The following is a 20,382-nucleotide window of genomic DNA, read 5'->3' as shown; positions in this document are numbered from 1 at the left end:
GCCTTCGGGTCAGTCCGCGTCGGTTCCGCCGCCGCCGACGACGTCGGAGAGGTGGGCGCGGATGTGGTCGACGAAGCCGTACTCGAGGGCTTCCTCGGCGGTGAACCAGCGGTCGCGGTCACCGTCCTCGTTGATCTGCTCGACCGGCTTGCCGGTCTGGGCGGCGGTGATCTCCGCCAGGCGGTTCTTCATCGAGACGATGAGCTGAGCCTGCGTCTGGATGTCGCTGGAGGTTCCGCCGAACCCGCCGTGGGGCTGGTGCAGCAGCACGCGGGCGTTGGGCGTGATGTAGCGCTTGCCCTTGGTGCCGCTGGTCAGCAGCAGCTGTCCCATCGAGGCGGCCATGCCGATGCCGACCGTGACGATGTCGTTGGGGACGAACTGCATGGTGTCGTAGATCGCCATGCCGGCGGTGATGGATCCACCGGGCGAGTTGACGTAGAGGAAGATGTCCTTCTCCGGGTCCTCGGCGGCGAGAAGGAGGATCTTGGCGCAGATCTCGTTGGCGTTCTCGTCGCGCACCTCCGACCCGAGCCAGATGATGCGGTCCCGCAGCAGGCGGTCGAAGACGCTTGTCGCGATAAGGGGTTCAGCGGCCATGTGTGCTCCTGAATTCGTGGTCGTGGGAACGAATCTACCGGCGCGCATCCGCCGCCCCGGCCGTGTTCGCCCTCGGCAGATCAGCCCCGCGGGTCGAGCAGTTCCCGCGCGTATCCGGTCACGGAACGGGTATAGCGCGGGAGGTGCGGAGCGAGGGCGAGGAGCGCCACGGAGACCGCCTCGCGGTCGCGGCCGGCGCTGCTGAGCGCCAGCGCGTAGAAGGCCGCGGCCGCGTCGTGGAAGCCGTCGTCGGCGCCCCGCGCGTACTCCTCCTGCAGCAGCGCGAGCGCCTCGCCGGTCTTCCCCAGGTTGCGGATCGTGCTCGCCAGCTGGATCACCGCCTGCGCCCGGTGCTCGGGGTCGAGGCCGGCTTGCAGAGCCCGACGGTAGAGCGTCTCCGCCTCGGCCTCCCGGCCGGCGGAGTCGCGTGCGCCCGCACGCTCGAACAGCGCGCGGGCGTCCCCCTCTGCGCGTTCGGCCGCGAGGGCGTCGACGACGACGATGCGCTCGTCGTCTCCGAGGGTCTCGTCCGCCCAGACGGCGGCCATCCGGTCATCCCAGGTGTCGGTCATGCGTCCCTCCGCGGACATGGAGAAGGGGACGGATGCCGCGGCATCCGTCCCCTTCGAATCGTCCGGCGTTACTCGGCGGCCTTCTTGGTGCTCTTGCGCGCCGGCTTCTTCGGCGCCTCGGCCTCGTCGGCCGCGGGCGCGGCGTCCTCGGCGGGGTTTGCCTCGGCGGCGCCCTTCTTGGTGCTCTTGCGGGCGGGCTTCTTCGGGGCCTCGGCCTCCTCGGCGGCGATCACGTCGTCGGCGTCGGCTGCGGCATCCGCGATCTCCTGCGCCTCCTCGACGACCTCATCCTCCGCCTCGAGCTCGGGGTCGTCGGTGGCGACGAAGCCCGTGAGGTCGACGGGCTTGCCGGCCGTGTCGACCACGGTCACCTTGCCGAGCGCGACCGCGAGGGCCTTGTTGCGGGCGACCTCGGCGACGAGGGCGGGCAGCTGGTTGTTCTGCTGGATCGCCTCGACGAACTCCTGCGGCGCCATGCCGTACTGCGCGGCGGACTGGATGAGGTACTGGGTGAGCTCCTCCTGCGAGACCTGCACCTCGAACTTCTCGGCGACGGCGTCCATGAGCATCTGCGTCTTGAACTGCTTCTCGCTGGCCTCGGTGACCTCCGCGCGGTGCACGTCGTCCTCGAGGCGGTTCTCGCCCTCGAGGTGGCTGTGCACCTCGGCCTCGATGAGCGCGGCCGGCACGGGGATCTCGACCTGCGTGAGCAGCTCCTCGATCAGCTTGTCGCGGGCGGCGGAGCCCTGCGTGAAGGCCGACTGCTGGCCGACGCGCTCGGACAGGCTCTCGCGGAGCTCGGCGATGGTGTCGAACTCGCTGGCGATCTGTGCGAAGTCGTCGTCGGCCTCGGGCAGCTCGCGCTCCTTGACGGCGGTGACGGACACGACGACCTCGGCCTCTTCGCCGGCGTGGTCGCCGCCGACGAGCTTCGAGCGGAAGGTGGTCTCCTCGCCCGCGGTCAGGGAGTCGATGGCCTCGTCGATGCCCTCGAGCAGCTCACCGGAGCCGACCTCGTACGACACGCCCTCGGCGCGGTCGATCTCGGCGCCGTCGATCGTGGCGACGAGGTTCAGCTCGACGAAGTCGCCGGTCGCGGCGGGACGGTCGACCGTGATCAGCGTGCCGAAACGGCTCCGCAGGCGGTCGAGCTCCTCGTCGATGGCCGCGTCGTCGACCTCGACGGCGTCGACGGTGATCGTCTGGCCCTCGAGCTCGGGCAGCTCGAACTCCGGACGCACGTCCACCTCGACCTCGACCTCGAGGTCGCCGGAGAAGTCCTTCTCGTTCGGCCACTCCTTCACGTCGGCGTTCGGCCGACCGAGGACGCGCACGTTGTGGGCGCTGACGGCCTCGCGGTAGAACGTGTCGAGACCCTCGCTGACGGCGTGCTCGAGCACGGCGGTGCGTCCGATGCGCTGGTCGATGATCGGCGCGGGAACCTTGCCCTTGCGGAAGCCGGGGATCTGCACGTCCTGCGCGATGTGCTCGTACGCGTGCGCGATGCTCGGCTTGAGCTCGTCGGGCGTGACCGTGATGTGGAGCTTGACCCGCGTGGGGCTGAGCTGCTCGACGGTGCTGTTCACCATGTGTTCGTTCTCCTCTGTGTTCCGCGCATGCGCGCGGCGGCTGAAGGTCGGGGGGTTCGGAGGGTCTCGTGGTCGGGGCGACAGGATTTGAACCTGCGGCCTCCCGCTCCCAAAGCGGGCGCTCTACCAAGCTGAGCTACGCCCCGGGCAGGACCCGCGCGCGCGCGGACACGAAACGACCGTCGAGAAGTCTAGCCGACGGAGGTGCGCCTCCTCCTGAACGTCGTGTGCGCGGTTCCGGGCCACGACGCCGATCGGTTAGACTCGGGATGCTGCGCCTCGCGATCGCGATGGGGCGGCCACATCGGGGCTGTAGCTTAGTGGTAAAGCCTTAGTCTTCCAAACTAATGATGCGGGTTCGATTCCCGTCAGCCCCTCCGATATCCCGCCGGACCCATCGCCTCCCGAGGTGGAGGGTCGCCGCCCTCAGACGTCTCGCGCGTCGGCGTGCGAGGCCAGGTGCTCGCGGTAGATCCGCGCGTTGCGGAGGATCTTCTCCCGCTCCTCGACCGTCAGCTCGCGCCGCACCTTCGCGGGCACGCCGGCCACCAGCGACCCGTCGGGCACCGCCGTCCCCTCGAGGACGACCGCTCCCCCGGCCACGAGGCACCCGGCGCCGATGACGGCGCCGGAGAGGATCACGCTGCCCATGCCGATCAGCGAGCCGTCGCCGACCGTGCAGCCGTGGACGACGGCGTTGTGCCCGACCGACACGTCCGCGCCGATCACGACGGGATGACCGCCGTCGACGTGCACCGAGACGTTGTCCTGCAGGTTGCTGCCCGCGCCGAGCGTGATGCGGTCGCTGTCGCCGCGGACGACGGCGTTGTACCAGATGCTCGAGGACTCCCCCATGACGACGTCGCCGATGACGCGGGCGCCCGCGGCCACGAATGCGCTCTCCGGCACCGAGGGCGCCTTCCCGGCGACGGACAGGACGGAGGCACCCTCGGCGATCGGCATGGTCCGACCCTATTCCGCGCGCCCGACCTGTCGCGCGCTACGGCGTGCGCGCCGCCAGCGCGTCCTGGATGGCCCGGGTGTACTGCGGGGCGAGCGAATCGGCGAACGTGACCGTCAGGTGATCCTGGTCGCGGTAGAGGTTGGCTCCGCCCACGACCGGGAAGCACGTCGTGTCGTCGCAGAAGACGTCGGTGAAATCGAGCAGCGTGACGCCGTCGAGTCCGGTCGCCGCCTCCCGCAGCGGGTCCTCCGCGACGAGCACGTCCGAACGCGCGCCGTCGCACTGCGACTCGTCGCGCGTGCGGAGGCACTTGTTCGGGTCGGTCTCCCACACCGGGTTGTCGACGACGGTGACGACCGGGATGCCGCGGGCCAGCATCCGTCCCCACGCGTCGCGGTAGCCGGCGACGGCCGCGTCGTACGACGAGTCGTAGCCGTCGGAGGCGTAGGGCGTCGTGGCGATCGCGGCGGTGAAGACGGCGTCGATGTCACGGCCGTCGAGTGCCGCCGTGACGCCCGAGCGCCACTGGGTGCACGCGTCGCCGAAGGCGCCGGGCGTCGAGAGGGGCGTGTCGTTCCACGGGCAGGCGCCCTTGAAGTAGGTGACGAGATGCCAGCCGTTGTCCTGCGCCATGCGCTGGAAGGTGGTGAGCAGCTGGAACGCGTGGCTGTCGCCGATCAGGGCGACCGTCGGGGCGGCGGGGTCGTCGGAGCCGAAGTCGCACGACACGGGGCGGGAGTCGTTCAGCTGCACGAAGCACTGGGAGTCGGCCGGTCTGTCGACGCCCGCGAAGCCGGGTGCGGGCAGGATGGTGTCGCCGAAGTCGGTGCCGGCGCAGCCGTCCTCCAGCACCGCCGCGGCGCCGAAGCAGTCGGGCGGGTCCTCGCGGAGCTGCTCGAGGGCCTGCACCCCGTCGCGGTAGGCGGGCGCGTTGACGGCCCAGGCGGCACCGGCGGTGCCGGCGACGAGCAGCATCGCGGCGAGCGACGCCCACAGGCTGAGCCGTGCAGGACGCGAGGTCAGCGCCTTCCACTGCCGGGCGGGGTCCTCGACGAAGCGCTTGGTCAGCCAGGCGAGCACGAAGCAGATGCCCAGCAGGGCGACGCGGTGATAGATCGTGAGACCCCAGAACGGCACCGACGGGGCGATGATGATGAGCGGCCAGTGCCACAGGTAGAGCGAGTACGAGATGTCGCCCGTGAAGCGCATCGGACGGACGGCGAGGATGCGGGTCGGCTGCCACCACCGCTCGGTGTTCGAGGCGGCGACGATCGCGGCGGCGCCGAGCGTGGGCAGCGCGGCGGCGTATCCGGGGAACGGCGTCTGGCCGTCGAAGCGGAACGCCGTGTACAGCAGCACGACGACGCCGCCCCACCCGAGCACGAAGCTCAGGAGCGGGTTGCGCACCCGGAGGGCCGGGACGAGGGCGACCAGCGCGCCGACGCCGAACTGCCACATGCGCCCGAAGGTCACGAAGTAGGCGGGGGCGGGGTTGGTGAGGGTGAACACGACGCAGAAGACGAAGGATGCCGCGGTCACGGCTCCGATCGCGATGAGCACGGCCCGTCGGCGGTCGCCGCGGAAGTACTTCACGGCGATCCACGCCGCCAGCAGCAGGATGAGCGGCCACATCACGTAGAACTGCTCCTCCAGCGACAGCGACCAGTAGTGCTGGACCGTGGTCGGGTCGCCGGAGTGGTTGAGGTAGTCGGCGGAGTTGAGCGCGAGGAACCAGTTCTCGACGTAGAACGTCGACGCGACGATCTCCTGCACCTCGTTGGGCAGCGCGGACGTCGGCGTCAGGTAGGGCGACATGGCCGCCAGCGCGCAGAAGAGCAGCACGAGCAGCGACGCGGGCAGGAGGCGCCGCGCCCGGCGCGCCCAGAACTGGCCGAGCCGGATGGAGCCGGTGGCGATCATCTCGCGCATCAGGTGCGCGGTGATGAGATAGCCGGAGATGACGAAGAAGATGTCGACGCCGACGTAGCCGCCCGGCAGCCGTGCCGGCCAGAAGTGGTACAGCACGACGAACAGCACCGCGATCGCGCGCAGACCCTGCACGTGCGGCAGGAACCGGGACGGCTCGGCGTGCTCCGGCGAGCGGCGCGCCGGCTCGCGGCGCACGGTGCGGGCGGGGGCGTCGAGGTCCTGCGGGCCCAGGTCGGCGTCTGCGGATGGCACCCCTCGACGGTAGCCGCTGGGGCGCGACATCCCGTGCATTCGAGGGTGCCCGGCGCCGCGTCCGGTGCGGCGTGCAGGGGCGGATTAGCCCAGCCTCAGCTTGCTTGCGGAATGATGCGCGCTGAGTACCGTTGGGAACGTCAGAGATATCTCGCCGCAGACGGAGGACACCATGAGCAAGATCCACACCATCCCCGCGACGGCCGCCGACCCCACGGTCGCCGCCGGCACCGCCCAGTTCCTCACCCCCGTCGTGCTCGGACTGCAGGCGCTCGTCGTCAACGGCAAGCAGGCGCACTGGAACGTGCGCGGCACGAACTTCCTCCCCATCCACGAGCTTCTCGACAGCGTCGTGACCCACGCGCAGGACTGGTCGGACACGGCCGCCGAGCGCATCGTCGCCCTGGGGCTGCCGATCGACGCCCGCCTGGCGACCATCTCGGCCAAGGTCAAGGACACGGCGGTGCCGGCCGGCTTCGCGCAGTGGGATGAGGTCGTGAGCGACGTCATCAGCGACATCGACGCTGTGCTCGCCGACATCCGCGCCGCCGTCGAGGGTCTCGCCGAGGTCGACGCCAGCAGCCAGGACGTCGCGATCGAGATCCAGCGCGGCATCGAGAAGGACCGCTGGTTCCTGGTGGCGCACCTCTCCTCCTGACACACGCACGACGACGCCCCCGGCACCATCAGGTGCCGGGGGCGTCGTCGTGTCGGCGGGGTGCCGCCTCAGCCGCGCTGCAGGAACGCGAGGACGGCGAGCACGCGACGGTGGTCGGATCCCGACTCCTCCAGGCGCAGCTTCTGGAAGATGGAGGTCACGTTCTTCTCGACGGCGCCGACGCCGATGTGCAGCCGCTGGGCGATGGTCGCGTTGCTGCGGCCCTCCGCCATGAGCTCGAGCACGTCGCGCTCCCGCGGTGTGAGAGCCGAGAGCGGATCGGGCCGGGCCGCGAGGAGCTGGCGCACGACGACCGGGTCGAGCACCGTGCCGCCTTCGCGCACGCGACGGACGGCGTCGGTGAAGTCCTCCAGCGATGTCACGCGGTCCTTCAGCAGGTAGCCGACGCCGCCCTCCCCCTCGGCCAGCAGCTCGCGGGCGTAGACGCCCTCGACGTACTGGCTGAGCACCAGGATCGCGACGCCGGGAGCCTCGGCGCGGAGCCGGAGCGCCGCCCGGATGCCCTCGTCGCGGAACGTCGGCGGCAGCCGTACGTCGAGCACGGCGACGTCGGCACGGGCGGCTGTTACGCGCGCCACGATGTCGTCCGCGTCGCCGAAGGCCCCGGCGGTGATGTAACCGGCCTCGTCGAACAGCCGCACCAGGCCCTCCCGCAGGAGCACCGAGTCCTCGACGAGGATGAGCCGGGTCCGGGTGTCGGCGTCGGAGGCGGTCGTCACGGGTTCAGGATAGGCGGCGAGTCGGACGCTCACGCCGGCATCCCGGGCAGCGGGATGTGCACGCCGACGGTCGTCGGACCGCCGACGGGGCTCTGCACCACCAGTTCGCCGCGGAGACCCGCGACCCGCTCGGCGAGGCCCGCCAGGCCGTGGCCGGCGACGGTCTGCGCGCCACCCCGTCCGTCGTCGGTGACCAGGACGTCCAGCATCCCCATCGTCTGCGGCGTCGCCTCGCGCAGGAAGGCGTGCAGGCTCGCCGAGGTGGCGCCCGCGTGCTTGATGGTGTTCGTGAACAGCTCGGAGACGGTGAAGTAGACCGTGCGGGCGATCTCGGGACTGACCACCTCGTCGATGCGCGGGTCGATCCGGATGTCGACCGACAGCGGCACCCCGGCCGCCACGGCGCTCAGCGCGGCCGCGAGACCGCGGTCCTGCAGCAGCGGCGGCGCGACGCCGCTGGAGAGGGCGCGCAGCTCGTCGAGCGCGGCCTGCGCGTGTCCGCGTGCCTCGCGGGCGAGCTCGGCGGCGGCCTCACCGTCGCCCGCCGCAGCGCGGCGTTCGAGTGCGGCCAGATCGAGCTGCAGACGCACCAGCCGCTGCTGCGGGCCGTCGTGGATGTCGCGCTCGAGGCGGCGCAGCGCGACGTCCTCCGCGTGGACGGCGGCACCGCGGGCGGCTGCCTCGGCGCGCACCTCGGCGGCGAGGTCGTCAGAGCGCCAGCGCCCCAGCATCGACTCCGCGATCGAGTGGTGGGCGATCGTCAGGCCGCGCAGCACCCAGGGGAGCGTGAAGGCGAAGACCAGGCCCGCGATGACGCTGAGGAGGATCTGCACGGCCACGGGCGCCGCGCCGCCGAACAGCCCGGGGATGCCCTCGGTGGCGGCCCGCCCCCAGCGGCCGCCGCTGCCGCGCGGCGCGATCAGCAGCCACACCCACGAGGTCAGCCCGCCGACGGCGACGCTGATCCACGTGACGGTCAGGGTGAACGAGATGATGCTCAGCAGCGGGCTCACGATCATGCCGTGCGCGAGGTACGCCCAGTAGTGCGCGACGCGCAGCGGCCGCGTCAGCGTCATCCAGAAGCCGTTCTGGTCGGGGCGGTCGCGCGACCACTCCGGCTCGGGGATGTCGCGCTGGTCGGTGAGCCGCAGCAGGAACCGGTCGCCGAGACCCAGCCCGCGCGCCACGAGCAGTGCGGCGACGACGATCGGGAGGCCGACGACGAGGATGATCAGCGCCACCCCCGTCCAGAACAGCGACGCCAGCACGCTGACCGCGGTCATCGCCAGGGCGAAGACGGCGATCAGGTACACGGCGTTGCCGGGGGCGCGCCGCCATTGCTCGCCGTAGGAGCGCCACCACCTGTTCGCGGCGGTCGGCGGCGCCGCGGGGGCGACCGTGGGAGGGAGGGAGGTCATCGTCGTGTCCATGATCCCAGCCTTCTCGCCGGGCCGGGGAGGCGGCATCCCGCCCGCTCCCGAAGGCGCACGGGGGCTGTCCCCCCTGCCGATCACCGGTCAGCCGGCGTGCTCAGGCGCGGTGCGTCAGCCGCCCGCCGAGCAGCGTCGCCGCGACGGCCATCGTCCGCAGCTGCATGCCGGTCGCGGCCAGCGGATCGGTCGCGCACAGCGCGAGGTCTGCACGAGCGCCCGGTTCGATGCGCGCGCCGTCGGTCGAGCCGCCCGCCGTCGAGGCGGCGAGGGCGGTCGCCGCGGCGAGCCCCTGCTCGGCATGCCACTCCGCCCGGCCGTCCTTCGAGCGGTGCACCGCCGCGGCCATCGTCGCCCAGGGGTCGAGGGCGGCGACGGGGGCGTCCGAGCCGAACGTCACGGTCGCCCCGGCGTCGACGAGGGCGCGCAGGGGGTAGGGCAGCGCCGTCTGCGTCGCCCAGATCGTGTCGGTGAGGTCGCGGTCGTCGAGGGCGTGCTCGGGCTGCACGCTCGCCCCGACGCCCAGCCGCGCGAACCGCGGGATGTCGGCGTGCGCCACCAGCTGGGCGTGCTCGATGGTGCCCCACGCACCGGTCGCGGCGAAGGCGTCCAGCGCCTCGGTGTTCGCGACGTCGCCGATCGCGTGGATGGCGCAGGCGAGACCGCCGGAGGTCGCCTGCGTCATCAGTGCGCGCAGGTCGTCCGGGGCGACGGTGAGCATCCCCCGGTCGCCGGGATGATCGGGATACGGGTGCGAGCACGCCGCCGTCCGCGTGCCCAGCGAACCGTCGGTGATGACCTTCAGCGGCCCCACGCGCACGAGCTCCGAGGCGCCGTCGGCCACTCGGTCCCCGGTGCGCATCCCCTCGGCCAGCGCGCGCTCGAGGTGCTCCGGGTAGATGCCGAACGACACGCGGAGCGCATCGAAACCGCCGTCCACCCGTCGCGCCCAGGCGCCCCCGTTCCACGCCATGTCGAGGTCGACGAGACCGACGACGCCGCGGGCTGCGGCATCCTGGGCCATCCGTGCGATCAGCGCGTCGGCCACGGCGTCGTCGACCGCGTTGAGGCGGCGGCCGACCTCGAAGGCCGGCGTCTCGCGCAGCATGCCGTCGGGGGCGTCGGTGATGCCCTCGCGGCGCAGGGCCGCCGAGTTGAGCCACATGCTGTGCAGGTCGGCGTTGTAGAGGTAAGAGGGCACCTCTCCGGTCGCGGCGTCGAGGAGCGCCAGGTCGGGCTCATCGGACCAGAGCGCATCGCGGAGCCCGACGCCCACGTGACGGCCGTCGGCGAGGACGGGCGAGTCGGCGATGAGGCGGGCTGCGTGGGCGGCGGATGCCGCGGCGCCCAGGTCCGCCCGCTGGGAGACGAGCGCCCACGGCAGCGCGTGCACGTGGTGATCCCAGAGGCCCGGGATGAGCCAGGTGCCGTCCGCATCGAGCACCTCGCCGCGCGGCGGCAGCGCGCCGGCCGGTGCGATGTCCGCGATGACGCCGTCCGACAGGAAGACGTCGTAGGCGATCGTGTCGTCGGGGAGCAGGTCGCGGCCGGCCCCCGCGATACGCGCGCGTCGGATGGTCCCGACGGTCGCACCGACACCCGCGCTCACGGGCGCGTCCGGGCGTCGGCCGCGCGCCGCATCTCGGCGGCGAGCTCGGCGCTCGCGTAGGGCCCGTCGCCGGACAGCTCGGCGATCACGCTCTCGACCACCTCGGACGTCTTGTTCTGGCTCAGCTTGCGCTTGGCCACCACGCGGGTCGGCGTGAGACGGAAGCCCACGGTGCCGCGCTCGAGCCGCTCGATGAAGGCGGCGTCGTTCGGCGCCTCCCACATCAGACGGGGGTCGGCCTTGCGGGACTCGAAGTGGGCGACGAGCCGGTCGAGCACGGCGAGGTTCTCCTCGGTGCTCAGCAGCTCCGGCACGCCGCTCAGGTGCACCGAGACGAAGTTCCAGGTCGGGACGGACGCGGCGTCGCCGTACCAGGACGGGGAGATGTAGCCGTGCGGCCCCTGGATGACGACCAGCAGCTCGCGGGAGCCCAGGCCGTGGATGAGGTCGTCGGGCTTTCCGACATGACCGACGATCGTAAGGTCGTCACGGTCGTCGTCCAGCAGCACGGCGTAGTGCGAGGCGACGAGTCCGTCCTCGGTGCTGCTGACGAGGGTGGCCCAGGGGTGGAGGCCGACGAGCCGGCGGAGCTCCGCGACATCCGTCATCGCGAAGGAGGGGTTCTGACGCATCCTCCCAGCCTAGAAGTCAGGCCTGGCAGGACGGACACCAGTAGAGCTTGCGCCCCGCGGCCTCCTCCATCACGATCTCCGTGCCGCACACGCGGCAGGGCAGCCCGGCGCGGTGATAGACCCAGTGCCGGTCGGCACGCCGGGCCATCGCGCGGCGGCGGGCCGCGGCATCCAGTCCGTCCATCGTCATCATCTGGCCGGTCTCGACGCCGATGGCGAGGAGCTTCACCCAGTCGCGCCAGATCTCGCGCACCGTCTCCTCCGGGACGTCGCGGCCCGGTGTGTGCGGGTTCAGGCGTGCGCGGAACAGCAGCTCGGCGCGGTAGACGTTGCCGATGCCGCTGATCACGCTCTGGTCCATCAGGAGCAGGCCGATGGGGGTGGGCTTGCGGCGGATGACCGAGACAACGCGCTCCTCGCCCTCGGCCACATCGTCGACGAGCGGATCAGGACCGAGCTTCGCGATGGTGGCGGCCACCTCGTCGGGGGTCTGGATGACGCAGGCGGTCGGTCCGCGGAGGTCGGCGCAGGTGATCTCGGTCAGCAGGCGCAGGCGCACCTGCCCGACCACCGGCGGCGGCCAGGGCTGCCCCTCGTCATCGAGACCCGACGTCTGCTCCGACATGCGCACGCGCGTCCGGGTGCGGCGCGGCGCGCCGATCGAGTCGAGCGAGTTCTCCCCCGCGGCATCCATGACCGCGTCCTCGACGACGGTGCCGCGCTGGTTCGTCTGCCCCATGCGCCCGTTCGAGGAGGCGATGGTCGGGTCGACCACGATCTCGCCCGCGAAGTCCCACGCCCCGTACATGCCGAGGTGCACGCGCAGCCACAGGTCGTCGTCGAACTCCAAGAACATCTGCTTCGCCACAGCCTTGACCGACGTCGCGGTGCGGCCGTCGATCATCGACGCGCCCTCGGCGAACCTCCCCTGGGGACTGGATGCCGCGACCCGCCGGCCGACGATGTTGCGGTCGAACTGCCGGGCGATGCGATGGACGGAGTGTCCCTCCGGCATCAGCCCGCCTCGGGATCCATGGCGTCGACGTCCTCGCCGCCGGCCACGACACCGCCGCCCGCCGCCGCGCGCGGGTCGGGCTGGAGCGAGCCGTCGGCCTCGAAGGCGGCGATCTGCCCGATCCTCCGCACGTGCCGCTCCTCGCCGGAGAAGGGCGTGTCGATGAAGCGGTCGATGAAGCTCGCCGCCTCCTCGAAGGTGTGCTGACGTGCACCGATCGCGATGATGTTGGCGTCGTTGTGCTCGCGGGCGAGCTCGGCCGTCGCGATGTTCCAGACGAGCGCCGCACGCACGCCCCGCACCTTGTTCGCGGAGATCTGCTCGCCGTTGCCTGATCCGCCGAAGACGACGCCGAGGGCCTCCACGCCGGCCTCCTGATCGCGCACCACGGCCTGCGCCGCGCGGATGCAGAACGCCGGGTAGTCGTCGAGCGGTTCGTAGTCCAGCGGACCGTGGTCGATCACGTCGTGACCGGCCTCGGCGAGGTGGTGCTGCAGCTGCGTGGAGAACTCGAGTCCGGCGTGATCGGTGGCGATGTGGATGCGCATGGGGCCAATCCTAGGGAGCGGCGGAGCCGCCGCCGTGGGGGTGATGAGGCTCAGGGCAGGATGCCGGAGGCTGCGGGCTTGAAGCCCGCGCGGATGTTCTCGCAGCAGCCGGGGCGGCACACGTCGAACCACGGGCCGAGCGAGGTCACGTGCGGACGCTCCGCCGCGGGAATGCCGTTCAGGCGCTCCTCGACGAGGTCGACGAGCCCCGACACGTAGGCGGGGTCGACACCCGGCGTGGGGGTGCGGACGGCGCGGATGCCGGCGGCCTCCGCCGCCTCCATGGCCTCGGTGTCGAGGTCCCAGAGCACCTCCATGTGGTCGCTCACGAAGCCGAGCGGCACGATCGCGAGGGCCTGCACACCCGCGTCGGACAGGGTCTCGATGACGTCGACGACGTCGGGCTCGAGCCAGGGCTGCGTCGGCGGGCCCGAGCGCGACTGGTAGACGAGGTCCCAGGCGACGCGGTCGGCGCCGGGCACGACGCGGGCCACCTCGTCCATCACGTACGACGCGACGGCGCGGTGCTGCGTCGCGTAGGCCCCGCCCTCTCCGAGCTCCGGACGGTCAGGGTCGCCCTCGCGGGGGCCGGAGCGCTCGGCGTCGGCCGTGGGGATGCTGTGGGTGGAGAACAGCACGCGCACGGCGGACGGGTCGACGCCGTCCGCCAGGAAGGCCGCGATCGCGTCCCGGACGCCCGCGACGAAGGCCGCGACGAAGCCGGGGTGGTCGAAGAACTGGCGCACCTTGTCGATCGTGACCGTGCCGCCGAGTCCCGTCTCGGTCAGCACGCGGGCGAAGTCCTCCCGGTACTGACGGCAGCTGGAGAAGGAGCTGTAGGCGCTCGTAGCGATCGCCAGCAGCGTGGTGTGACCCGCGCCGTTCGCCTCGGCGACGGCCTCCTCGAGGTAGGGCGCCCAGTTGCGGTTGCCCCAGTAGACCGGCAGGTCGAGCCCGCGGCGGGCGATCTCGGCCTCCAGGGCCGCCTTCAGCTCGCGGTTCTGCGCATTGATGGGGCTCACCCCGCCGAAGTGGCGGTAGTGGTGGGCCACTTCTTCGAGGCGCTCGTCGGGGATGCCGCGCCCGCGGGTGACGTTGCGGAGGAACGGGATGACGTCGTCCTGGCCCTCGGGACCGCCGAAGCCGGCGAGCAGGATGCCGTCGTACGCGACGGGCACCTCGACGTGCGGAGCGCCGGAGGAGGCGGCCGGCGAGGCGAAGAGGACCTGAGGCGTCTGGTCGGACGAGGAGGCGGGCAGCTGCTGCTCGAGTGAACTCACCTCACGATTGTCACACCCGTGCGCGACGCGGGGCGCGTCCGGCGGCCGGATGGCCGCTCCGACGCGCCTGACATAGGCTGGGACGGTTGTCGCCGGCGCCAGCAGCGCTTGTCCGCGGCATCCGAACCCTCACCCCTGGGAGCAATTTCGTGCCTGGAGAGAACCTCACCCGCACCGAGGCGCAGGAGCGTCGCGACACCGTCGACACCCGCGCATACGAGGTCGAGCTCGACCTCACGAAGGGCGCCGAGGTCTTCGGCTCCCGCACGGTCGTGCGCTTCACCGCGACCCCCGGCGCCGCCACCTTCATCGACCTGATCGCCCGCGACATCCGCTCGATCTCCCTCAACGGCCGGTCGCTCGATCCCGCCGAGGTGTACGCCGACTCGCGCATCGCGCTCGACGGTCTCGACGCCGACAACGAGCTCGTCGTCGACGCGGACTGCTTCTACACCAACACCGGCGAGGGCTTGCACCGCTTCGTGGACCCGGTCGACGACGAGGTGTACCTCTACTCGCAGTTCGAGGTGCCCGACTCGCGCCGCATGTTCACGGTGTTCGAGCAGCCCGACCTCAAGGCCACCTTCGCGTTCCGCGTCACCGCCCCGGCGCGCTGGAAGGTCATCTCCAACTCCCCCACCCCCGAGCCGGCCGTCGACGGCGAGACGGCGACGTGGACCTTCGAGCCCACCCCGCGCATCTCCTCCTACATCACGGCGCTCATCGCCGGTCCGTACGAGTCGACGTTCTCCGAGCTGACCAGCGCCTCGGGCCGTGTGATTCCCCTCGGCGTCTACGGACGCAAGAGCCTGTGGGAGCACCTCGACGCCGACTACATCTTCGACAAGACGCGCGAGGGCTTCGCGTACTACGAGGAGAAGTTCGACTACCCCTACCCGTTCGCCAAGTACGACCAGCTCTTCGTGCCGGAGTTCAACGCCGGGGCCATGGAGAACGCGGGCGCGGTCACGTTCACCGAGACCTACGTGTTCCGCTCCAAGGTGACCGACGCGGTCAAGGAGCGGCGCGTCGTCACGATCCTCCACGAGCTCGCCCACATGTGGTTCGGCGACCTCGTCACCATGAAGTGGTGGGACGGGCTGTGGCTGAACGAGTCGTTCGCGGAGTGGGCGTCGACCATCGCGACCGCCGAGGCGACGGAGTGGACCGAGGCGTGGACCACGTTCAACGCCATGGAGAAGACGTGGGCCTACCGTCAGGACCAGCTGCCCTCGACGCACCCGGTCGTCGCGACGATCAACGACCTGGAGGACGTGCAGGTCAACTTCGACGGCATCACCTACGCCAAGGGCGGTTCGGTGCTCAAGCAGCTGGCCGCGTGGGTCGGCATCGAGCAGTTCTTCGCGGGCGTCGCGGCGTACTTCAAGAAGAACGAGTGGTCGAACACGGAGCTGTCCGACCTGCTCTCCGAGCTCGAGGTCACGAGCGGCCGCGAGCTGTCGGGCTGGTCGAAGAAGTGGCTCGAGACAGCGGGTGTGAACACCCTCACGCCCCTGATCGAGGAGTCCGGCGACGGCACCGTCTCGCGTTTCGCGATCGTGCAGACCGCGCCGGCGGACTACCCGACGATCCGCCCGCACCGCCTCGGCGTCGGCTTCTACAGCCTCCGTGACGGCGCGCTGGTGCGCGTGCACCACCTCGAGCTCGACGTGGACGGCGACCGCACCGACGTCCCCGAGCTCAAGGGCGTGCCGCGGCCCGACCTGGTGCTGCTGAACGACGACGACCTCGCCTACGCCAAGATCCGGCTCGACGACCGCTCGCTGCGGACCGCGATCGATCACCTGGGCGCGATCAGCGACCCCCTCGCCCGCTCGCTCGTGTGGGGCGCGGCGTGGGACCAGACGCGGGATGCCGAGGCCTCGGCCAGCGACTACATCGAGCTCGTGCTGCGCAACATCGGCGCCGAGACGGAGTCGACCACGGTGCGCACCACGCTCGGACAGCTCGTGCTCGCCGCCAACTCCTACGTCTCCCCCGAGAAGCGCGATGCCACACGTGCCCGCGTCGCCGATGCGCTCTGGGAGCTCGCTCAGGCCGCCGAGGCCGAGAGCGACAGCCAGTTGCAGTTCGTGACCGCGTTCGCGAGTGCGGCGGCGACGCCGGCGCACTGGGAGACCGTCCGCCGTCTGCGCGACGGTGAGCTGACCCTGCCGGGCCTGCAGATCGACACCGACCTGTCGTGGCAGCTGCTCGCCTCGCTCGCCGCCGGCGGGGCGGTGTCGGCGCAGCAGATCGACGACGCCCTCGCGGCTGACAACACAGCGAAGGGCGGAGAGTTCGCCGCGCAGGCGAAGGCCGCGCTGCCGGATGCCGCGTCCAAGCGGATCGCGTGGGACTCCCTCATCGGCAGCGACGACCTGCCGAACACGATCGTGCGCTCGACCGCGATGGGGTTCACCCACCCGGCCGGCCGCGACGTGCTCGCCAACTTCGTGGGACCCTACTTCGACATGCTGCTGCCGGTGTGGGAGTCGCGGAGCTACCAGATCGCGCAGTACCTCATCGTGGGGCTGTACCCGGCGGCTCTGGCCGACCGGTCGCTGCGTGACGCGACCCGCGGCTGGCTGGCTGCGAACGCCGACGCCGCGCCTGCGCTCCGCCGTCTCGTCCAGGAGAACCTGGCCGGAGTCGAGCGCGCCCTGGCCGTGCAGGAGCGCGACGCGCAGTAGTCGCCGCGCACAGCGGTGCGGATGCCTCGTCCTGCGGGACGAGGCATCCGTCGTCTCCGGCACCGTGGTACCACCCGCCGTCCTCGGAGAATCCCCCGCCGGGGGGACGCGGCGCACGGGCGGCTGTCCCTACGGTGTAGACATGATCGTTGCAGAACAACTCACGAAGCGCTTCGGCGACAAGACGGCCGTCGACGACGTGTCGTTCACGGTCCGCCCCGGGAAGGTCACGGGCTTCCTCGGACCCAACGGCGCGGGCAAGTCCACCACGATGCGGATGATCGTGGGGCTCGACCGCCCGACATCCGGTTCGGTCACGGTGGGCGGCGCACGCTACGCGACGCTGCGCTCGCCCCTCACCGAGGTGGGCGTGCTGCTGGATGCCAAAGCCGTGCACACGGGGCGCACTGCGCGCGATCACCTGCGCGCCATGGCCGCCACGCACGGCCTCGGCCGCAGCCGTGTCGACGAGGTGATCGAGCTCACCGGCATCGGGTCGGTCGCGGGCAAGCGTGCCGGCAAGTTCTCCTTGGGCATGGGGCAGCGGCTCGGGATCGCGGCCGCGCTCCTCGGCGACCCGCACACGCTGATCCTCGACGAGCCGGTCAACGGACTCGACCCGGAAGGGGTGCGCTGGGTGCGCCAGTTCGTCCGCCATCTCGCCGCAGAGGGCCGGACGGTGCTGCTGTCCAGCCACCTCATGAGCGAGATGGCCCAGACCGCCGACCACGTCATCGTCCTCGGCCGCGGACGGGTGCTCGCCGACGCGCCGCTGGCCGACCTCGTGCGCGCCTGGACGACGACCACCCTCGTGGTCCGCTCGCCGCGTCTCGCCGAGCTCACCGGCGCCCTCGCCGGGCCCGACATCACGGTCACCGCCGTCGAGCCGGGCGCCGCCTCCATCACGGGCGCCACGGCCGCCGCCGTCGGAGACCTCGCCGCCTCACTCGGCATCCCCCTGCACGAGCTGAGCCCGCGTTCGGGTTCGCTGGAGGACGCCTACCTCGCCCTGACCGGCGATGCCGTCGAGTACAAGACCAAGGAGATCGCATGACCGCTGTCAGCTCGGAGCCGACGCTCCGCACCCGTTCCACCGCGACCTCACCGTCCCGCCTCACCTTCGCCCGCCTCCTGAGCTCCGAGTGGATCAAGCTCGTGAGCCTCCGCTCCACCTGGTGGTCGCTCGCCGTCGCGGCGGTCCTCTCCATCGGACTGTCGGCGCTGATCGCCGCCGTGTCGAGAGACCTGGGCGCCGGTCCCGGCGGCGGTCCGGCGCTGGCGGCCGTGAACGTGATCCTGCTGCCCACGCAGTTCACGATGCTCGTGGCGGGCATCCTCGGGGCGATCGCCATCACGGGCGAGTACTCGACCGGCATGATCCGTTCGACTCTCACGGCGCAGCCCCGTCGCGGTGCGGTGCTCGCCGCGAAGGCCATCGTGGTGTCGCTCGTGCTGGCCGCGACGACCGTCGTCATCTACGCGATCGCGATCCTGGTCACCACCCCCCTGGTGACGACCGGCATCGACTGGTCGGACCCGTCGCAGTCCGTCGTCCCGCTCGCCTTCGGCGTGTTCGCGATGGTGGTCTACGCCCTCATCGGTCTCGGCTTCGGCTTCATCGTGCGCAACGGCGCCGGTGCGATCGCAGCCACCGTGGGCGTGCTGTTCGTCCTGCCCATCGTGTTCAGCCTCTTCGGCATCGCGGGCGAGAGCTGGCAGTGGCTCGTCGACGCGGCCCAGTACCTCCCGTCCAACGCCGGTGGCACGCTCGCCTCGACCGGCGACACCGACAGGCTGCCGGCGTTCCTGGCCATGATCGCCTGGGCCGTCGTGCCGCTCGGTCTCGGCTGGACGGTGCTGCGCACGCGCGACGCGTAGAGTCGGCCGGATGCCGCGCCAGGCCCGCACGAGCGTCGTCGACGCCCCTCCGGGCGTCGACGACGATCTGCTGCTGCCGCGGCCGCCCGGGGTGTTCCGCCGCTTCTGGTCGCGGCATCCCCGGCTGGCCGACGGGATGATCGCCCTGATCGCGGTCTTCTTCTCCCTTCCCTCCGCCGCTCTCCGCGCGGGCGCGCCGGATCCGGCGACGCCTGAGCAGGCGTGGATCGCCCTGGCGATGATCGTCGCCGGCGGCGTCGCACTGCTGTTCCGTCGCCGGCATCCCCTCCCGGCCCTCGTCGTGGCCACGGCTCCGCTCCTGCTCCTGCCGCCCAGCCTCGGACCCGCGGTCCAGCCGCTGCCGGCCTTCGCGATCTACGCGGTCGCCGTCTACGCCTCGGTGCGGGCGTGCTGGATCGCCTTCGGCGTGGTGGGGGCGGCGCTGGCGCTCTCGGCGGTCGGCTTCGCCGTGGCCGAGCCCGCACAGCTCGGCTACCACCTGTCGTCCTTCGTGTCCGCGATCCTCGCGCTGCTGCTCGGCAGCCTGCTGGGCGTCAACGTCGGCAACCGCCGACGCTACCTCGAGGCGCTCATCGACCGCTCCCGGCAGCTCGCGGTCGAGCGCGATCAGCAGGCGCGACTCGCGGCCGCCGCCGAGCGCACCCGCATCGCCCGCGAGATGCACGACATCGTCTCGCACTCGCTGACGGTGATCGTCGCGCTGTCCGAGGGCGCCGCGGCCGCCGCCGACCTCGATCGCAGCCGGCAGGCCAGTCTGAGCGCCGCGGAGACGGCGCGCGGGGCTCTGGAGGAGATGCGCGCCATGCTCGGGGTGCTGCGCGACACGTCCGATGCGTCGGCATCGGCGTCGGTCGCACCGCGGGATCCGCTCGAGCCCGTCGACCCCGCGGCCGTGGTCGCGGCGGCTCAGCAGGCGGGCTTCCCGGTCGTGTCCGAGTTCACCGGCAGCCTGGCCGACGTGCCCCGCTCCGTCCGCTTCGCGCTGGGGCGCATCGTGCAGGAGGCCGTCACCAACGCGATGCGTCACGCTCCCGACGCCCGCACCGTGCGCGTCACGGTCCGCCGCACCGACGACGAGATCCTCGCGCGCGTCCGCGACGACGGCGGGCGCGCCGCGGCGTCGCCCGACTCGGGCGGATTCGGGCTCCGCGGCCTGCGCGAGCGGGTCGAACTCGTCGGCGGCTCGCTGACGGCCGGCCCTGCGGCCGGAGGAGGATGGGAGGTCGGCGCGCGACTGCCGATCCCGCGCGACGACCGGAGGGCAGGGACATGACCGAGCCGATCGGGGTGCTCATCGTCGATGACCAGCACCTCATCCGTCTGGGGTTCCGGCTCGTGCTGGAGGCCGAACCCGACATGCAGGTGGTGGGCGAGGCGGCCGACGGCACCGAGGCGCTCGCGCTGGCGGCGGAGCTCCGCCCCGACGTGATCCTCATGGACGTCCGGATGCCGCGGCTCGACGGCATCGGGGCGACGGAGCGGATCGTCCGCGCGTGGCCGGAGGCGCGCATCCTGATCCTCACGACGTTCGACCTCGACGACGACGCCTTCGCGGCCCTGCGCGCGGGTGCCAGCGGGTTCCTGCTCAAGGACGCCCAGCGCTCGGAGCTCGTCGGTGCCGTCCGTGCGGTGCACGCCGGGGATGCCGCCCTCGCCCCCCGCATCACGCGGCGGCTCATCGACCTCGTGGGGGCACTCCCCGGGCAGGCGGCGCCGAAGACCTTCGACGCGCTCACCGAACGCGAGAACGAGGTCTTCACCGCGATCGCCGGCGGACTGACCAATGCGGAGATCGCCGCGAAGCTCTTCCTGAGCGAGTCGACCGTCAAGACGCACGTCGGACGCGTGATGGCGAAGGTGGGCGCGCGCGACCGCGTCCACGCCGTGATTCTCGCCCATCAGGCCGGGATCGCCCCCGCGGGGCCCCCTCCGGACTCCTCGGCGTCCTGAGCTTCGCCCAGGATCGACAGAG

The 20,382-nt window shown here is 71.7% G+C and carries 18 protein-coding genes and 2 tRNA genes; 7 read left to right on the top strand and 13 right to left on the bottom strand.

Annotated elements, in window-relative coordinates; translation table 11 throughout:
* Positions 1 to 9: 9 nt before the first annotated feature.
* The 4 genes from ABC304_RS12925 to ABC304_RS12910 all read right to left on the bottom strand — a co-directional run bounded on the left by ABC304_RS12925 (position 10) and on the right by ABC304_RS12910 (position 2,907).
* Positions 10 to 600 carry an ATP-dependent Clp protease proteolytic subunit gene (locus tag ABC304_RS12925; RefSeq protein WP_127095575.1) on the bottom strand — a complete coding sequence of 197 codons (591 nt, stop codon included), beginning with the start codon at positions 598 to 600 and terminating at the stop codon, positions 10 to 12.
* A gap of 80 nt (positions 601 to 680) precedes the next feature.
* A complete protein-coding gene (locus tag ABC304_RS12920) occupies positions 681 to 1,172 on the bottom strand; it encodes a tetratricopeptide repeat protein (RefSeq protein ID WP_412931206.1) in 492 nt (163 codons plus the stop codon).
* 68 nt (positions 1,173 to 1,240) lie between these two features.
* Entirely contained in the window at positions 1,241 to 2,758 is a 1,518-nt protein-coding gene (tig, locus tag ABC304_RS12915; protein ID WP_412932941.1) for a trigger factor, read from the bottom strand.
* Positions 2,759 to 2,830: 72 nt separating this feature from the next.
* A tRNA-Pro gene (locus ABC304_RS12910) sits at positions 2,831 to 2,907 on the bottom strand.
* A 160-nt stretch (positions 2,908 to 3,067) separates the two neighbouring features.
* Between ABC304_RS12910 and ABC304_RS12905 the strand changes: the two genes are divergently transcribed.
* Positions 3,068 to 3,138 (top strand) — tRNA-Gly (locus ABC304_RS12905).
* A 49-nt stretch (positions 3,139 to 3,187) separates the two neighbouring features.
* Here ABC304_RS12905 and ABC304_RS12900 read toward each other — a convergent pair.
* A complete protein-coding gene (locus ABC304_RS12900; RefSeq protein ID WP_412931204.1) occupies positions 3,188 to 3,724 on the bottom strand; it encodes a gamma carbonic anhydrase family protein in 537 nt (178 codons plus the stop codon).
* A gap of 37 nt (positions 3,725 to 3,761) precedes the next feature.
* Positions 3,762 to 5,906: an acyltransferase family protein gene (locus tag ABC304_RS12895; protein WP_412931202.1), complete on the bottom strand. Its 2,145-nt coding sequence runs from the start codon at positions 5,904 to 5,906 to the stop codon at positions 3,762 to 3,764.
* 172 nt (positions 5,907 to 6,078) lie between these two features.
* On the opposite strand from ABC304_RS12895, the gene ABC304_RS12890 reads away from it, so the two are divergent.
* Positions 6,079 to 6,564, top strand: coding sequence for a Dps family protein (locus ABC304_RS12890; protein ID WP_412931200.1), 486 nt, complete (start codon positions 6,079 to 6,081; stop codon positions 6,562 to 6,564).
* 68 nt (positions 6,565 to 6,632) lie between these two features.
* Here the strand turns inward: ABC304_RS12890 and ABC304_RS12885 are convergent, their stop codons facing one another.
* From ABC304_RS12885 to ABC304_RS12855, 7 genes are all read right to left on the bottom strand, one after another.
* On the bottom strand, positions 6,633 to 7,304 hold the full coding sequence (locus tag ABC304_RS12885) for a response regulator transcription factor (RefSeq protein ID WP_412931198.1): 672 nt from the start codon (positions 7,302 to 7,304) through the stop codon (positions 6,633 to 6,635).
* A gap of 29 nt (positions 7,305 to 7,333) precedes the next feature.
* The gene (locus ABC304_RS12880) at positions 7,334 to 8,734 is read right to left on the bottom strand and encodes a sensor histidine kinase (RefSeq protein ID WP_412931197.1); all 1,401 of its coding nucleotides are present in this window, start codon (positions 8,732 to 8,734) and stop codon (positions 7,334 to 7,336) included.
* A 100-nt stretch (positions 8,735 to 8,834) separates the two neighbouring features.
* Positions 8,835 to 10,343 carry an amidohydrolase gene (locus tag ABC304_RS12875; protein WP_412931195.1) on the bottom strand — a complete coding sequence of 503 codons (1,509 nt, stop codon included), beginning with the start codon at positions 10,341 to 10,343 and terminating at the stop codon, positions 8,835 to 8,837.
* A complete protein-coding gene (locus ABC304_RS12870) occupies positions 10,340 to 10,975 on the bottom strand; it encodes an FMN-binding negative transcriptional regulator (RefSeq protein ID WP_412931194.1) in 636 nt (211 codons plus the stop codon). Before ABC304_RS12870 ends, ABC304_RS12875 begins: the two co-directional genes overlap by 4 nt.
* Before the next feature lie 16 nt (positions 10,976 to 10,991).
* The gene (locus ABC304_RS12865; RefSeq protein ID WP_412931192.1) at positions 10,992 to 11,990 is read right to left on the bottom strand and encodes an Fpg/Nei family DNA glycosylase; all 999 of its coding nucleotides are present in this window, start codon (positions 11,988 to 11,990) and stop codon (positions 10,992 to 10,994) included.
* Positions 11,990 to 12,538, bottom strand: a complete 549-nt coding sequence (locus ABC304_RS12860) for a ribose-5-phosphate isomerase (protein WP_412931191.1) — start codon at positions 12,536 to 12,538, stop codon at positions 11,990 to 11,992. Before ABC304_RS12860 ends, ABC304_RS12865 begins: the two co-directional genes overlap by 1 nt.
* A gap of 50 nt (positions 12,539 to 12,588) precedes the next feature.
* Positions 12,589 to 13,818: a ferrochelatase gene (locus tag ABC304_RS12855; RefSeq protein WP_412931189.1), complete on the bottom strand. Its 1,230-nt coding sequence runs from the start codon at positions 13,816 to 13,818 to the stop codon at positions 12,589 to 12,591.
* A gap of 149 nt (positions 13,819 to 13,967) precedes the next feature.
* On the opposite strand from ABC304_RS12855, the gene pepN reads away from it, so the two are divergent.
* From pepN to ABC304_RS12830, 5 genes are all read left to right on the top strand, one after another.
* Complete coding sequence (gene pepN, locus ABC304_RS12850; protein WP_412931188.1) at positions 13,968 to 16,511, top strand: aminopeptidase N; 2,544 nt, start codon at positions 13,968 to 13,970, stop codon at positions 16,509 to 16,511.
* Between the two features lie 142 nt (positions 16,512 to 16,653).
* On the top strand, positions 16,654 to 17,565 hold the full coding sequence (locus ABC304_RS12845) for an ABC transporter ATP-binding protein (protein ID WP_412931187.1): 912 nt from the start codon (positions 16,654 to 16,656) through the stop codon (positions 17,563 to 17,565).
* Positions 17,562 to 18,389, top strand: a complete 828-nt coding sequence (locus ABC304_RS12840; RefSeq protein WP_412931186.1) for an ABC transporter permease — start codon at positions 17,562 to 17,564, stop codon at positions 18,387 to 18,389. The genes ABC304_RS12845 and ABC304_RS12840 overlap by 4 nt, the downstream gene beginning before the upstream one ends.
* A 10-nt stretch (positions 18,390 to 18,399) precedes the next feature.
* A complete protein-coding gene (locus tag ABC304_RS12835) occupies positions 18,400 to 19,683 on the top strand; it encodes a sensor histidine kinase (protein ID WP_412931185.1) in 1,284 nt (427 codons plus the stop codon).
* Entirely contained in the window at positions 19,680 to 20,360 is a 681-nt protein-coding gene (locus ABC304_RS12830; RefSeq protein WP_412931184.1) for a response regulator, read from the top strand. Before ABC304_RS12835 ends, ABC304_RS12830 begins: the two co-directional genes overlap by 4 nt.
* Positions 20,361 to 20,382: the final 22 nt, after the last annotated feature.

It is taken from the genome of Microbacterium jepli, from assembly GCF_047237905.1.
Taxonomy (GTDB): Bacteria; Actinomycetota; Actinomycetes; order Actinomycetales; family Microbacteriaceae; genus Microbacterium.
This window is presented reverse-complemented; position numbering and strand designations above follow the sequence as displayed.

Bases quoted from the DNA above. Each gene is read 5' to 3' on its own strand.
- ABC304_RS12925 (WP_127095575.1), bottom strand. From the start codon at position 600: ATGGCCGCTGAACCCCTTATCGCGACAAGCGTCTTCGACCGCCTGCTG.
- ABC304_RS12920 (WP_412931206.1), bottom strand. From the start codon at position 1,172: ATGACCGACACCTGGGATGACCGGATGGCCGCCGTCTGGGCGGACGAG.
- ABC304_RS12900 (WP_412931204.1), bottom strand. From the start codon at position 3,724: ATGCCGATCGCCGAGGGTGCCTCCGTCCTGTCCGTCGCCGGGAAGGCG.
- ABC304_RS12890 (WP_412931200.1), top strand. From the start codon at position 6,079: ATGAGCAAGATCCACACCATCCCCGCGACGGCCGCCGACCCCACGGTC.
- ABC304_RS12880 (WP_412931197.1), bottom strand. From the start codon at position 8,734: ATGGACACGACGATGACCTCCCTCCCTCCCACGGTCGCCCCCGCGGCG.
- ABC304_RS12870 (WP_412931194.1), bottom strand. From the start codon at position 10,975: ATGCGTCAGAACCCCTCCTTCGCGATGACGGATGTCGCGGAGCTCCGC.
- ABC304_RS12865 (WP_412931192.1), bottom strand. From the start codon at position 11,990: ATGCCGGAGGGACACTCCGTCCATCGCATCGCCCGGCAGTTCGACCGC.
- ABC304_RS12860 (WP_412931191.1), bottom strand. From the start codon at position 12,538: ATGCGCATCCACATCGCCACCGATCACGCCGGACTCGAGTTCTCCACG.
- ABC304_RS12845 (WP_412931187.1), top strand. From the start codon at position 16,654: ATGATCGTTGCAGAACAACTCACGAAGCGCTTCGGCGACAAGACGGCC.
- ABC304_RS12840 (WP_412931186.1), top strand. From the start codon at position 17,562: ATGACCGCTGTCAGCTCGGAGCCGACGCTCCGCACCCGTTCCACCGCG.
- ABC304_RS12835 (WP_412931185.1), top strand. From the start codon at position 18,400: ATGCCGCGCCAGGCCCGCACGAGCGTCGTCGACGCCCCTCCGGGCGTC.
- ABC304_RS12830 (WP_412931184.1), top strand. From the start codon at position 19,680: ATGACCGAGCCGATCGGGGTGCTCATCGTCGATGACCAGCACCTCATC.